This is a genomic window from Streptomyces sp. DSM 40868, from assembly GCF_011820545.1.
In the GTDB taxonomy this organism is placed as follows: domain Bacteria; phylum Actinomycetota; class Actinomycetes; order Streptomycetales; family Streptomycetaceae; genus Streptomyces; species Streptomyces eurythermus.
Genome location: NZ_CP050504.1, coordinates 6,889,701 through 6,903,187, shown reverse-complemented (window position 1 = coordinate 6,903,187; position 13,487 = coordinate 6,889,701). Strand labels below are relative to the sequence as shown.

Annotated in this window: 12 protein-coding genes; 9 read left to right on the top strand and 3 right to left on the bottom strand. The window is 73.3% G+C overall.

The genetic code is table 11. The annotated features are described in order from the left end of the window. Positions 1 to 383 precede the first annotated feature (383 nt). Positions 384 to 1,280, top strand: a complete 897-nt coding sequence (locus HB370_RS31375; RefSeq protein ID WP_030778050.1) for an RNA polymerase sigma-70 factor — start codon at positions 384 to 386, stop codon at positions 1,278 to 1,280. 197 nt (positions 1,281 to 1,477) lie between these two features. Further along, positions 1,478 to 1,963, top strand: a complete 486-nt coding sequence (locus HB370_RS31370; RefSeq protein WP_030778048.1) for a hypothetical protein — start codon at positions 1,478 to 1,480, stop codon at positions 1,961 to 1,963. A gap of 192 nt (positions 1,964 to 2,155) precedes the next feature. On the opposite strand, the gene HB370_RS31365 is transcribed toward HB370_RS31370, so the two are convergent. Then, positions 2,156 to 2,914: a DeoR/GlpR family DNA-binding transcription regulator gene (locus HB370_RS31365; RefSeq protein WP_030778044.1), complete on the bottom strand. Its 759-nt coding sequence runs from the start codon at positions 2,912 to 2,914 to the stop codon at positions 2,156 to 2,158. A 48-nt stretch (positions 2,915 to 2,962) separates the two neighbouring features. Here HB370_RS31365 and HB370_RS31360 point away from each other — a divergent pair, with 48 nt between their 5' ends. From HB370_RS31360 to HB370_RS31350, 3 genes are all read left to right on the top strand, one after another. Beyond that, the gene (locus HB370_RS31360; protein ID WP_030778043.1) at positions 2,963 to 3,346 is read left to right on the top strand and encodes a hypothetical protein; all 384 of its coding nucleotides are present in this window, start codon (positions 2,963 to 2,965) and stop codon (positions 3,344 to 3,346) included. After that, complete coding sequence (locus HB370_RS31355; protein ID WP_078637387.1) at positions 3,343 to 4,122, top strand: NUDIX domain-containing protein; 780 nt, start codon at positions 3,343 to 3,345, stop codon at positions 4,120 to 4,122. Before HB370_RS31360 ends, HB370_RS31355 begins: the two co-directional genes overlap by 4 nt. Before the next feature lie 153 nt (positions 4,123 to 4,275). Then, positions 4,276 to 5,415, top strand: coding sequence for a serine hydrolase domain-containing protein (locus tag HB370_RS31350; protein WP_244405698.1), 1,140 nt, complete (start codon positions 4,276 to 4,278; stop codon positions 5,413 to 5,415). A 183-nt stretch (positions 5,416 to 5,598) separates the two neighbouring features. On the opposite strand, the gene HB370_RS31345 is transcribed toward HB370_RS31350, so the two are convergent. Beyond that, on the bottom strand, positions 5,599 to 7,131 hold the full coding sequence (locus HB370_RS31345) for an IucA/IucC family protein (RefSeq protein ID WP_030778036.1): 1,533 nt from the start codon (positions 7,129 to 7,131) through the stop codon (positions 5,599 to 5,601). A gap of 360 nt (positions 7,132 to 7,491) precedes the next feature. Between HB370_RS31345 and HB370_RS31340 the strand changes: the two genes are divergently transcribed. The 3 genes from HB370_RS31340 (at position 7,492) to HB370_RS31330 (ending at position 11,292) form a co-directional block, all read left to right on the top strand. Next, on the top strand, positions 7,492 to 9,009 hold the full coding sequence (locus tag HB370_RS31340) for an IucA/IucC family siderophore biosynthesis protein (RefSeq protein WP_030778034.1): 1,518 nt from the start codon (positions 7,492 to 7,494) through the stop codon (positions 9,007 to 9,009). Between the two features lie 223 nt (positions 9,010 to 9,232). Beyond that, complete coding sequence (locus HB370_RS31335; protein WP_030778032.1) at positions 9,233 to 10,495, top strand: VWA domain-containing protein; 1,263 nt, start codon at positions 9,233 to 9,235, stop codon at positions 10,493 to 10,495. Further along, positions 10,495 to 11,292: a hypothetical protein gene (locus tag HB370_RS31330; RefSeq protein ID WP_030778029.1), complete on the top strand. Its 798-nt coding sequence runs from the start codon at positions 10,495 to 10,497 to the stop codon at positions 11,290 to 11,292. Before HB370_RS31335 ends, HB370_RS31330 begins: the two co-directional genes overlap by 1 nt. A gap of 142 nt (positions 11,293 to 11,434) precedes the next feature. On the opposite strand, the gene HB370_RS31325 is transcribed toward HB370_RS31330, so the two are convergent. Beyond that, entirely contained in the window at positions 11,435 to 12,061 is a 627-nt protein-coding gene (locus tag HB370_RS31325; protein WP_030778027.1) for a winged helix-turn-helix transcriptional regulator, read from the bottom strand. An 81-nt stretch (positions 12,062 to 12,142) separates the two neighbouring features. Here HB370_RS31325 and HB370_RS31320 point away from each other — a divergent pair, with 81 nt between their 5' ends. After that, the gene (locus HB370_RS31320; RefSeq protein WP_030778025.1) at positions 12,143 to 13,351 is read left to right on the top strand and encodes a pyridoxal phosphate-dependent aminotransferase; all 1,209 of its coding nucleotides are present in this window, start codon (positions 12,143 to 12,145) and stop codon (positions 13,349 to 13,351) included. Positions 13,352 to 13,487 lie beyond the last annotated feature (136 nt).

The window sequence follows — 13,487 nt, the reverse complement described above, 5'->3', positions numbered from 1 at the left end:
TGCCCGTCCCCGTGACGGTGGGCGGGACGGCTCGGGATCCCCGGGATCCGGCACTCGGTGCCGGGCACGCCGTATACGCCCCCCTGGTGACGCGGTACGCCGTGTCCGTGGCGGCCCGGAGCGCGGGCAGGGCATGCGTCGACGACCGTCGGCGGAGCCGAGGGGACGGTTGCTCGGCGGACGGTGATCACGGCTTCCGTCGTCGAGGCGCTCGCGGGACGGCCGTGCGCCGTGGTGTGGTGGGGGCTCGGAGCGTCGTCGGTCAGGGTCTCGTGGGCGGCGGCGGTCCGGACTCCCGGCCGGGGCGGAGAACCGTCATAGACCAGGAGATCCGTACGCAGCCGCTTGTAGCATGGGGCGCCCGAAGCCAGAAGGGACGACCCATGCGCGCTGGCGCCCAGCCCGGCAGCCTCGATCGAGCCACGAAGGACTTCCTTTCGGCGCGGCCGCAGCTCTTCGGCGTCGCGTACCGGATCCTGGGCAGCGCGGTGGAGGCCGAGGACGTCGTGCAGGAGACCTGGGTGCGGTGGCAGAACACCGACCGTGCGCAGGTCCGTGAACCGGCCGCCTTCCTGACCACGGTCGCCACAAGGCTGGCGATCAATGTGGCCCAGTCGGCGCGGGCACGCCGGGAGTCTTATGTCGGGCCCTGGCTTCCCGAACCCGTCGACACCGCGCAGGACCCGCAGTTGGGCGCGGAACGGGCCGAGGCCCTGGAGATGGCGGTCCTGCTGCTGTTGCAGAAGCTGAATCCCGTGGAGCGAACCGCCTATGTGCTCCGGGAGGCGTTCGACTACCCCTACCGGCGGGTCGCCGAGATCCTGGAGACCACCGAGGCCAACGCCCGTCAGCTGGTGAGCCGGGGCCGCAGGCACCTGGCCGCCGAACGCAAGGAACCCGTCACCCCGGAAGCCCATCGGCGGCTGCTGGAGGTCTTCCTCTCCGCGGCGCGGACGGGCGACCTCTTGGTACTGGAGGGCGTGCTCGCCGCCGACGTCGTCAGCTACTCGGACGGGAACGGAATCCGCGGCGCGTCCAGGATCCCGGTCGTCGGACGGCCGCACGTCTCGCGGTATCTCGTCGCCTTCGCTCCGCGCTTCTGGCCGCGGGCGGAGACCCGGTGGGTCGAGGCGAACGGCCGGTCGGCCGTGCTGGTCTCGTCCGGCGAGCAGCCGGTCGCCCTGCTGACCGCCGACATCTCGGCGGACGGCATCGGCCGGCTCATGTGGGTGATGAACCCGGCCAAGCTGGCACCGTACGTGGCCTCGCTGAGCGACTGATCCGCCGGCTGGAGTCTTCGGCCGACACTGACGTGGTGGCGGCACCGCGGGTCCGCGTCCCTGACCGGACGACTTGACGAGTGCGCCGCACGGGGCATCGCCGGGGCACGGTGTGAACCGTCGGGCAGGGCGGAGCCGTCTTGACGCCATGACGAGCCGTCGCGGATACCCGCCGAATCCCGAAGGAGTCCTGACCGATGTGGTCCAGCATCGTGGCCGTGCTCGGCACCCTGGCCGGTGCCGCCCTGGCGGGATACGTCCAGCGGTCCGGTGACCGGCGGGCCCGCGACTACGCGCACCGTCAGGAGGTGGCGCGCGCCGTCGCCGAGTTGCTGGAGGCCATCGTCCGCCACCGTGAAGTGCACTGGCTGGTCGTCGAGTCCCGGCGCGCCGGTGCCGGCGGGACGGAGGAGGAGCGCACGGCCCGGGCGACCACCCGCAGCGCGGCCACGGTCGCCCGCGACCGGGTCGGACTGCTCGTCGTCTCGGACCCCGCGCTGCTGGGCGCCGCCGAGACCGCGTGGCGGACGGCCGTGGACCTGCACGACATAGTCCTGGGCGCGGCGGCCGACGGCCGGTTCGCGCCCGACGTGGAGGCGGAGTTGGAAGCCGCCCGGAACCGGTGCCGCGACGCCCACACCGCCCTCCGCATCGCGGGATCCGCGTACGTACACGCTCGTTGAGGGGGTGCGGGTGGCAGGGCCCGCTTTCGCCGTACCGCGTACCGCGTCCGCCGGCATGGTCTTCGGGCGCGCGCTCGCCCGTCGCGGTGGCGGCGGGCAGGCTCCGGCCCGTCCTGCCGGTGGTGGCCGGTCCGAGCGAGGGACGGCTTCCCGACCGCCTCCTGGAGGCCGGCCCAGGCGGGCCCGTGGTGGTCAGCCCGCCGTCAGCACTTCGACCCCGTCCGCCATGAGCCGCTCGACCACCGGGTCGTGCGGGGCCGCGTCCGTGATGAGTCCGCTGACCTCTTCCCAGGGCAGGACGCGGTACCGGGAAGCGGTGCCGATCTTCTCGGAGGAGGCGAGGACGTAGGTGTCCGCGGCCCGTGCCGCGAGGGCGCGTTTCATCGCGGCGTCCTCGGCGTCGCCGGTGGTCAGCCCCGCCTCGGGGTGCACGCCGGTGACGCCGAGGAGGAAGAGGTCGGCGGAGACGTTCTGCGCGGCCTCGACGGCGGCCGCGCCGCAGGTGACCGCCGAGTGCTTGAACAGGCGGCCGCCGAGTACGAAGACCTCGGCTCGCGGATGGTCGAGCAGCGCGGCGGCGATCGTCGGGCTGTGGGTGATCACCGTACAGGCCAGATCCTTCGGCAGCGCGTGGACGACGGCCAGGGCGGTGGTGCCTCCGTCGAGGATCACCACGCCGCCGGGCCGCACCAGCCCGGCGGCCACCGAGGCGACCTTCCGTTTACCGTCCGGAGCCACGGCCTGCCGGGCGCCGTAGTCCGCCACCGCCGGTGAAACGGGAAGCGCGCCGCCGTAGACCCGCTGGCACAACCCCTCGCCGGCCAGGTCGCGCAGGTCGCGCCGCACGGTGTCCTCGGAAATCCGCAGCTCGGCGGCGACGTCCTTGGCGACGATCTTGCCCTCCCGGGCGAGCAGGCCCAGCAGGTGGTCACGCCGTTCAGCAGCCAGCATCCGCATTCTCTCCTGTTCTTGCACGTTTCTGCATGTACTGTAGCGCCCATGACCGACAAGCCCCTGCTCATCCTCATCGCCGGGCCCTATCGCTCCGGCACCAACGGCGACCCGCAGGCCATGGCCGCCAACCTCGCACGGCTCGAAGCGGCCGCATGGCCCGTCTTCGCCGCGGGCCACCTTCCCGTCATCGGAGAATGGATCGCCCTGCCCGTTCTGCGCTCGGCCGGCGCGGGCCCCACCGATCCCCTCGCCGACGAGGTGCTGTACCCGGCCGCCGAACGTCTGCTGGCCCGCTGCGACGCCGTGCTGCGCCTGCCCGGCGACTCCCGGGGAGCCGACCAGGACGTCGCCACCGCACGCCGCCGCGGCCTGCCCGTCTACTACGACATCGCGCAGATCCCGCCCCTGAACCGGCAGGGGGACGCATGAGTCCCCGGCCCGGCGTGGACACCCCCGACCACCGCGGCCGCATCGGCCTCGACCAGGCGGGACGCGATCTGCGCCGCAACCCCGATGTCGTCGTCCGCGACGTCGAACTCACCTCTCAGGGCTGGCACGTCCTGCGACGCACCACCTTCGACTACCGCCGCCGCGACGGACGCTGGGAAAGGCAGGCACGCGAGACATACGACCGCGGCAACGGCGCGGTCGTCCTGCCCTACGACACCGCACGCGAACGCGTCCTGCTCACCCGCCAGTTCCGCTACCCGGCCTACGTCAACGACCACCCCGACGGCATGCTCATCGAAGCCGCCGCGGGACTGCTCGACGCCGACGATCCGCCCGCCGCCATCCGCCGGGAGGCGGCCGAAGAACTCGGCGTCACCCTCGGCCGGCTCACCCACGTCCTCGACGCCTATATGAGCCCCGGCTCCGTCACCGAACGCCTCCACTTCTTCGCCGCCCCCTACTCCCCCGGCGACCGGACCGGAACCGGCGGCGGAATCGAGGAGGAGGGGGAGGACATCGAGGTCCTCGAACTGCCCTTCGCCGAGGCCCTCGCCATGACCCGCGACGGACGCATCACCGACGGCAAGACCATCATGCTCCTGCAATGGGCGGCCCTGGACGGCCCTTTCGCCCCCGCCGCACCGCAGGCCCGCCAGGCACCGCCCGCCGCCGGGCACGCCGGGCACGCCGGGCACGCCGGGGGACAGCCCTACCCGCAAGCAGGGGGCCGGCGGTATCCCCCACCCGTACCCTGAGCGAAAATACTGGGCCCGGTTCAGTCGTCACCCGACAACCGGGAGTCTTCCGTGTACGAGCAGGCGTGTACTGCGGACGGGGCACGTTCGTCCGGGCGGGGTGGCCGCGGGCGCGGTGGGCGCAGGCTGCGGGTCACTGCCGTAGGGGCGCTGGTGACGGCGGCGATCACCGCCGGCCTCACCCTGCCGGCGTCGGCCGCGGGCCCCGAGGACGCGTCGGTCGCGCGCGGCGGACACGGGGCCACCCAGGCGGCCTTGGACTCGGTCGTGCGGGAAGGACCGCCCGGCGGTATCGCCCTCGCCGAGCGGGGGCGCACCACCTGGGCGGGGCGTGCGGGAACGGCGGATCCGGCGACCGGCCGGAAGCCGCGCGCCGATGGCCGCTTCCGGATCGGCTCGATCACCAAGACGTTCGTGGCCACGGTGATGCTCCAGCTGGAGGCCGAAGGAAAACTCAGCCTGGACGACACCGTGGACGACTGGCTGCCGGGTCTGGTGGCGGGGAACGGCAACGACGGCAGCAAGGTCGAACTCGTGCGGCTCCTCAACCACACCAGCGGCATCTACAGCTACACCGACGACGAGACCTTCAAAAGGAAGGAGTTCAGCACCGACTTCCTCCGGCACCGCTACGACACCTGGACGCCCCGCCGGATCGTGCGGCTCGCCATGTCCCACCGGCCCGACTTCGCCCCCGGCGACGGCTGGAGTTACTCCGACACCAACTACGTCATCGCCTCCATGGTGATCCAGAAGGCCACCGGCCACACCTACGCCCACGAGATCGAGCACCGCGTCCTGCGCCCCCTGGGCCTGGACTCCACCAGTGTGCCGGGCACCAGCGCCCGCCTGCCGGGACCGAGCGGGCGCGCCTACTCGAAGCTCACCGGGGAACTCGCCGGACCCGGCGAGCCGGACAGCGCGATCTACGACGTCACCGAGCTGAACCCCTCCTTCGCGGGCGCCGCCGGAGAGATGATCTCCAACAACCGTGATCTCAACCGGTTCTACCGGGCCCTGTTCTCCGGCCGGCTCCTTCAGAAGCCTCAGCTGGAGAAGATGATGACGACCGTGTCGATCGAGAACGTGCCGAACTTCTCCTACGGCCTGGGACTGATGAAGATGACGTTGCCCTGCGGCACCGAGGTGTGGGGGCACAACGGCGGCATCCAGGGCTCCATCTCGGAGACCATGGCGACGGCCGACGGCGATCACGTGCTGTCGCTGAACTTCAACGGCGACTGGAACGTCCACGAACAGCGGGTCGTCGACGCCGAGTTCTGCGGCTCGTGAGGGGAACGACTGGGCCACTGCCCTGTGCCGCTGCGAACCGCGCTACGGCGACGGAGGCGGGTCACCGGGACCGCCCTGCTGCAAGGACGCCCAGACGGTGGCAAGCGTCACGAGCTGGGCGACCACGAACGCCGAAGAGACATCTCGCGGGCAACGATGCGCCGAGCGACACGGTGGCCGGATTCAGTCGCCCAGCAGCGGGTTGGGCAGTGGCAGGTAGCGGGCGTCCGCGCCGTCCGCCGCCGTCCAGCGCAGCAGCAGGTTGGTCTTGCCGGGCAGGGTGGGCGCGGTGAGCAGCGCGGGGATCTCGGGCAGGTCGTGCCGGGCGAGTTCGTGGCGCACGGCGGGCCACGGGTCGTAGCCGGGATGGTGGTCGGCGAGGGCCCCGGCGATCTCGGTGAGGTGGTTGACGACCAGGCAGTACACCAGGCGCTCCCAGCCCGACGCGCGGCTCACGTCCGGCAGCAGCTTGGCCCCCTCGGCGTCCCGGAACAGGGCCTGCACGGGTGTGCCGGCCGCGTCCACGGCGACCAGGGTGTTCTGCAGATGGGCCTCCAGGACCACCCCGTGGGTGCCGAACGCGGTCAGGGCGGGCGGTACGACCTGCCGCAGATACGCCTCCCACCACCCGCCCGGGTCGTCCGTGGCGGCCAGCGGACTGTCCTCGAAGCCCTCGGCAAGGCCCGCCGCGAGCAACGGGGTGGCACCCGGCAGGAGGTGGCCGCGCAGCCCGTCGCGGACCAGTACGGCCAGTTCCTCGAAGGCGAAGGCGGCGGTGCGGTAGCCGCGGTCGCTCAGCCAGGCCGCGGGCGGGCCCAGTGCCGCGAAGGCACGCCCGGCGGCGGTGTCGGTACGGCGCAGCCGGCGCAGGTCGTGGCGCCACAGCCGGCGGATGTCGTTGGTGATGCGTACGTCCAGGCTGAACTTCAGGAACAGGTCGCGGCGGGGCTCGTACACCGTGCGGACGGCGGCCGTCGGCCAGACCGGGAACGCGGTGGTGCCGAGCCGCAGCAGCCGGCCGTCGGCGAAGGCGGGGGCGAGTTCGCGGGCGGTGAGGTCGAGCTGCCAGGGGTGGGCGGGCAGCAGCCGGTAGCCCGGCGGGGCGGTGCCGAGGGCGTCCAGCGCTCCGGTGTCGCCCTCCTCCGCCACCTGGTCCTCGCGGACGCCGAGCAGCACCAGCGGGAAACGGGCGTGCGCCTCGGGCGCGTACGGCAGCCAGGACGCGACCGGGCCGCCGCCGCGCGCCTTGGGGGCCGGGTGGAAGGGGTGGCCGGTGAGCAGGGACTGCTCGGAGCGCAGATACGGGTCCGCGGGGGGCGTGGCCCTCGCGCGGGCGGTGAGCAGGGCGGCGACCGCGTCCCGGCTGTCGATCATCTCGGCGGGCAGATCGCCGCCGGGCAGCCCGGTGTGCCGGCGCAGCACCTCCGCGACCAGTTTGACCAGTTCCGGGTGGCCGATCCGGTGCCAGGCGCCGGCCGCGTACAGCTCGGGGTCGGCGGGCCGGCGCCCGGCGCGCACCCGCAGCAGCCGGCCGTCGGGCAGCCGGTAGGCCCGGCGGTCACCGACGTCCGGCAGCCGGTGCGTCCCGCGGTCACCGGCCTCCGGGAGCGGCACGGCCACCTCCCGCAGCAGGCAGTTGAGCAGGGGCGCTGCCGCGTACGCGTCGGCCGGGCGGCCGGCCTCGCCGGTGGGGGGTGTGAGGTCCACGCGTTCCATTCGTCCGTCGTCCAGGGGCCCACGGTCGTCCCGGCGCACGCGGGGCGCGTCGGCGGGAAGCCGGGGACGATCAGTATGGCTGCCGTGCCCGGCGCTCCCCACCCCTGCCGTGCGCGGGGGTACCGGCACTGCCGTACCCGACCGGTTCGCGCGGCAACCGTCCGGCCACGCCCGGCACAGCCGTACCCGGCCATGCCCGACACAGCCGTACCCGACCGTTCCCGACACCGCCGCACCCGACCGGTCCCGCAACAACCGTCCCGGCCGCGCCCGGCCCGCCGTACCCGACCGGTTCCGGTACTGCCGTACCCGGCGGTCCCCGACAATCGTGCCGTGCCCCGCCTACCCCAGGAGCCGATCGTGCACCCTGCTCCCGCCACCGAGTCCGTGTTCGCCGAGGAACTGGCCGCCGTCCGGCCGGAACTGCTGCCCGGTTACGCGGCGGAGCTGCCCGGCGCGCGGGCCGCCGTGCTGACCCGGCTGTGGCGGGCGCTGGCGTACGAGCCGCTGCCGTTCGTCACCGGCCGGGAGTCCGGCGCGCACGGGCTCGCGGTGCGCCTGTCCGACGGGCGGCGGCTGCGCGGGCCGCATGCGGACCCGTACGCCACCGCCGGGTACGTCACCGCCGTGCACCTGGACCGGGAGCGGTACGACGATCCGGCGCGGCTGATGGACGCGCTCGGGGGGCCGGGCGCGGCCGGGTTCGTGGCGGAGCTGGCGCACAGCGTGGCGTCGCTGGCACTGTCCCGGGCCGGCGCGGAGCGGCGGGGGGACGAGTGGCCCCCGGCCGAGGGCGGGGGGAGGGACTGGGAGTGGGAGCGGCGGGTGACCGACGGGCACCCCTTCCACCCGGGCTGCCGGTCCCGGCCCGGTTTCTCGGTGGCGGAGCAGCTGGCGTACGGCCCGGAGCACGGCCCGGTGGTGGAGCTGGGCACGGTACCGGTACCGGCGGCCGACTGCCTGGTGTCGGGGCAGTGGCCCGCGGAACTCCGGGACGGCGGAAGACTGTTGCTGCCGGTGCATCCCTGGCAGGCGGCGCATGTGCTCAAGCGGTCGTACGACGTGTGGCGCCCGGCCCGGCCGCTGATGTCCCTGCGTACGCTGGCGCTGCCCGGCGGCCCGCATGTGAAGACGGCGCTGAGCGCCCGGCTGACGTCGTCGGTGCGGGACATCTCCGCCTACTCGGTGCGGGCGGCGGCGCCGCTGTCCGCCTTCGCCGAGGAGCTGGTGACGCGCACCGGCGGGCTGCTGCACCTGACCCGCACGCTCGGGGCGGTCACCGCGCACTCCCCCGATCTGGCCGCGCTGCTGCGTGAGCCGCCGGAGGTGTACGCGGGGCCGGGTGAGCGGGTGGTGCCGGTGGCCGCGCTCGCCACCACGCCGTTGCCCGGCCGTCCCGGCTGGCTGGCGGAGTTCGCCCGGCTGGCGCTCACGGTGGGCCTGCGGCTGCTGGATCTGGGCGTGGCGCTGGAGGCCCACGGCCAGAACCTCCTGGTGGTGCTGGCGGCGGACGGCACGCCGCTGCGGCTGGTCTACCGGGATCTGGCCGACATCCGCGTCAGCCCCGCCCGGCTGGCCCGGCACGGCATCACCCCGCCCGCCCTCACCGGCCGGCTGATCACCGACGACCCGACGGCCCTGCGCCGCAAGCTCTTCGGCTCCCTGCTGTGCGGTGCCCTGGCCGGCACGGCAGGCTCCGCCGGGGCCTTGGCCACCGCCCTGGAGGCAACCCTCCCCGGCCTCCCGCCCACCCCGGACCTGCCCGCCCTGCGCGAGGCCCCGCTCCCCGCGAAGGCGCTGACGCTGATGCGCCTGTCCCCCGCCGGTACGGGGGACCTCTGGGCGCAGCTGCCGCAGCCGCGATCGGTGCCGCGCTGAGTACGGGTCGGGGCGGGCGGTCGGCGCGGCTGGTGCCGATGGTGCGGCTGGGCGAGTGCGCGACCCGGGGCGCCGCCCCGCCGCGCGCCTCCCGCCCGAGCACCTCGGGCACGACCTGGCACCGGCCGGCCCGGGCCCCGCCCGCTCTGCTCGCCCCCGCGCCCACCGTCCGCCCCCACCCGGCGTTTTGGAGTCCGGCGTGTCTGATCAATAGGATCCGGCGATGATCAGAAGACAACGGCTGGCGGTGGGAGTCTGTGCTCTGTTCGCCGCCCTGACCGCCGGGATCGCGTTCCCCTCCGGCGCGGTCGCCGACGAGACGGAGCAGGACGCTCCGAAGGTCGAACTCGTGCTGGACGTCAGTGGTTCCATGCGGACCCGGGACATCGACGGCGGCACCCGGATGGCCGCGGCGAAGCAGGCGTTCAACGAGGTGCTGGACGCGACGCCCGAGGAGGTCCGGCTCGGCATCCGTACGCTCGGCGCCAACTACCGCGGCAACGACCGCAAGGAGGGCTGCAAGGACACCGCGCAGCTGTACCCGGTGGGCCCGCTGGACCGGACCGACGCGAAGACGGCGGTGGCCACGCTGTCGCCCACCGGCTGGACGCCGATCGGACCCGCGCTGCTGAAGGCGGCGGACGATCTGAACGGCGGCAACGGCACCCGCCGTATCGTGCTGATCAGTGACGGCGAGGACACCTGCCAGCCGCTCGACCCGTGCGAGGTGGCCCGGGAGATAGCGGCCAAGGGCATCGGCCTGACCATCGACACCCTCGGCCTGGTGCCCGACGCCAAGACCCGCGCCCAGCTCAGCTGCATCGCGGACGCCACCGGCGGTACCTACACCGACGTCCGGCACAAGGAGGAACTGAGCGACCGGGTCGGCCAGTTGGTTGACCGGGCGGCGGATCCGGTGGTGACCCCGGTCGCCACCGAGGGCGCCGACCGGTGCGAGAAGGCCCCCGTCCTGAAGTCCGGTCTCTACACCGACCGCGAGGAGTTCGGGCAGCAGCGCTGGTACAAGGTGGACGTCGAGCCCGGACAGGAGCTGCGCGCCTCGGTGAGCGTGGCGGACGACCGGGCCGTGAACCCCCACTACGGGGTGCTGCTGCGGGCGGTGACCGTGCACGGCCGGGAGATCGTGCGCGGCGAGGCCGCGGGCACCGGCCGTACGGACGTCATCTCCACCGGTCTGCGCTACCCGAAGCAGGACAGCGACGACGACTCGGCGCCCGCGGAGACGGTGTGTCTCCAGGTCACCCAGTCCTTCTCGGCGGCCTCGGGCGTGAAGACCACACCAGGTCTGCCGCTGGAGCTGACCCTCGATGTGGTGGACGGCCCCTCGGGCCACCGCGACGTGGCCGCCTTCGGTCTCGGCCGTGGCTGGTGGCTGCTCGGTGCCCTGGTGCTGGCCGGCTTCCTCGCGGGTCTGCTGTGGGGCTGGCTGTCGCGCTGGCGGGTCTCGGTCTGGAGGACGAACTGATGCGGATCACACGAGTGCTGGGCGCCGCGCTGCTGGCGCTGGGGCTGGCCGCCGGGCCGGCCGCCGCGGACTCCTCGCCCTCGCCGGGCGCCTCGGCCGACGACGGCGCGCCCACCCAGGCGGGCACCTCGTTCCGTACGGCGGCGGAGATCGAGCAGGGCGAGCGGGCCACCGCCTCCGGCTCCACCGGCGACTACCTGTACTGGTCCTTCCCGGCGGACACCGGGCAGCGCCCCACCGTCAAGGCGACGGTGAAGCTCCCGGCCAGGCACGGCGCCGAGACCTGGCAGCTCGACGTGTACGACGGGCTGCGGCGCCGCCAGGCCTGTCAGTACGGCGCCCAGTCGCGCACCGCCGCGCCGGACGCCGGCTCCGTGGAACTGGCCTGTGTGCTGCGTACGGTGCGCGGCTGGTCGGAGCCGTGGGCCAACGACCCGCTGCCGGGCACGTACTACATCCGGCTGACGGTGGTGGACCTCGCCGATTCCGACCTCGGCCAGCCGGTCGGCGCCGAAGTACGCGTCGACTCCAAGGACATCGGCGGCGCGGCGGCGGTCGACGGCTCGCTGGGCAAGCCGCTCGTCCCGGGTATCGCCGTCAAGTCCGGAGAGGAGAAGGAGGGTTCGAAGGAGGCCGTGCTGTCCAGCTTCGGCCGCGACGGCTGGTCGTCCGGCTGGTGGTCGGACCGCTGGGTGTGGACCGGCATCGGTGGTGTGCTGGCCGCGCTGGCCGGCATCGGCGGCTACGCGCTGACGCGCGGGGCGGGCCGGCCGTCCCGGGTGCCACCGGGCGCCTGACCGTTAGGTCCTTGAGATTCCGTGAAGGCCCGCCGCTCCGGCGGGCCTTCGCCTTTGCCGCACCGGCCGCAGCGCCCGGTTGTCACGTCGGCCACCGCACCGGGCCGCAGCGCCCTTCTCACGCCGGCCGCCGAGCCCCGCGTCACGCCTCGCGCAGTGCCTTGGCGAGAGTGCCCTCCCCGGTCACCGTCACCCGCCCGTCCCGTACCGCGTCCGGCAGGGCCAGTTCGCCTCGGGCGACGGCCTCGCAGGTCGCCGCGTCCATCACCAGGCGGGCGTCGGCCGGGCCGGGGGCGGGCCCGTCGCCGTAGACCGGCCCCTCCTCGGCGCCGACGCGGAGGTGGAACTCCCCCTCCTCCAGGCGTACTTCGAGGAGGCCCTCGCCCTCCAGCGCGCGCAGCAGCGGCAGCGCGAACCAGTGCGCCCGCACGGCGTCGGTGGGCCTGCGCTCGCCCAGTTCCCGCGCGCCCCAGGTGCCGAGCGCCTGGAGGACCGGCAGCAACTCGCGGCCACGGGCGGTGAGTTCGTACACGTACGCGGCGCCCGGCGGGGGCAGCCGGCGCCGGGTCGTCAGGCCGTCGCGTTCCATCTCCTTCAGCCGTGAGGCGAGTACGTCCGTGCTCACGCCGGGCAGGTCCGCGTGCAGGTCCGTGTAGCGGCGGGGACCGGCGAGCAGCTCCCGGACGATCAGCAGGGTCCAGCGGTCGCCGACCAGATCGAGGGCACGGGCCGCGGAACAGTACTGGTCGTAGCTTCGGCGAGGTGACATGCGACGCAGTGTAGACGCGTTGTTGGACTTTCCAAGCTCTCACTTGGTAAAACCAAGCAACACGAGTTTCCGGAGGGGCCCATGGAGTTCCGGCAGTCCAACAAGCTCAGCGAGGTGTGCTACGAGATCCGCGGCCCGGTGATCGAGCACGCCAACGCGCTGGAGGAGGCGGGGCACAGCGTGCTGCGCCTGAACACCGGCAACCCCGCGGCCTTCGGCTTCGAGGCGCCGGAGGAGATCCTCCAGGACATGATCCGGATGCTGCCGCGGGCGCACGGCTACACCGACTCCCGGGGCGTCCTCTCCGCCCGCCGCGCGGTCGCCCAGCGCTACCAGACCCTGGGCCTGGACGTCGACGTGGACGACGTCTTCCTGGGCAACGGCGTCTCGGAACTGGTCTCCATGGCCGTCCAGGCGCTGGTGGAGGACGGCGACGAGATCCTCATCCCCGCGCCGGACTTCCCGCTGTGGACGGCCGCCACCACGCTGGCCGGCGGCAAGGCCGTGCACTACCTGTGCGACGAACAGGCCGACTGGAACCCCGACCTGGCCGACATGGCGGCGAAGATCACCGACCGCACCAAGGCCGTGGTCATCATCAACCCCAACAACCCGACGGGTGCGGTCTATCCGAAGGAGATCGTCGAGGGCATCCTCGATCTCGCCCGCCGGCACGGCCTGATGGTGTTCGCCGACGAGATCTACGACCAGATCCTGTACGACGACGCCGTGCACCACTCGGCCGCCGCGCTCGCCCCCGACCTGGTCGTCCTCACCTTCTGCGGGCTGTCCAAGACCTACCGGGTGGCGGGCTTCCGTTCCGGCTGGCTGGTCGTCACCGGCCCCAAGCAGCACGCCAAGGACTACCTGGAGGGCCTGACCATGCTGGCCTCCATGCGGCTGTGTGCCAACGCGCCCGCGCAGTACGCCATCCAGGCCGCGCTCGGCGGACGCCAGTCCATCCGCGAACTGACCCGGCCCGGCGGCCGGTTGCACGAGCAGCGGACCGTGGCCTGGGAGAAGCTCAACGAGATCCCCGGCGTGTCCTGCGTCAAGCCCAAGGGTGCGCTGTACGCCTTCCCGCGCATCGACCCCAAGGTGCACCCGATCCACGACGACGAGAAGTTCGTCCTGGACCTGCTGCTGCGCGAGAAGATCCAGGTGGTCCAGGGCACCGGCTTCAACTGGCCCGCGCCCGACCACTTCCGCATCCTGACCCTGCCGTACGCGGAGGATCTGGAGGCGGCCATCGGCCGGATCGGCAGGTTCCTCGCCGGGTACCGGCAGTAGAGAGCCGGAGCGGAAGCCGTCAGAAGGCGGGTCAGAAAGCCGGTTGTAAGCGGCGAGTTGGCCCGTTTCGCTCGCTTGTGCGAAGATCACCGCGCATGATCGGGGGACTTCCGCGACGAGTCCTCGGTGCGCGCCC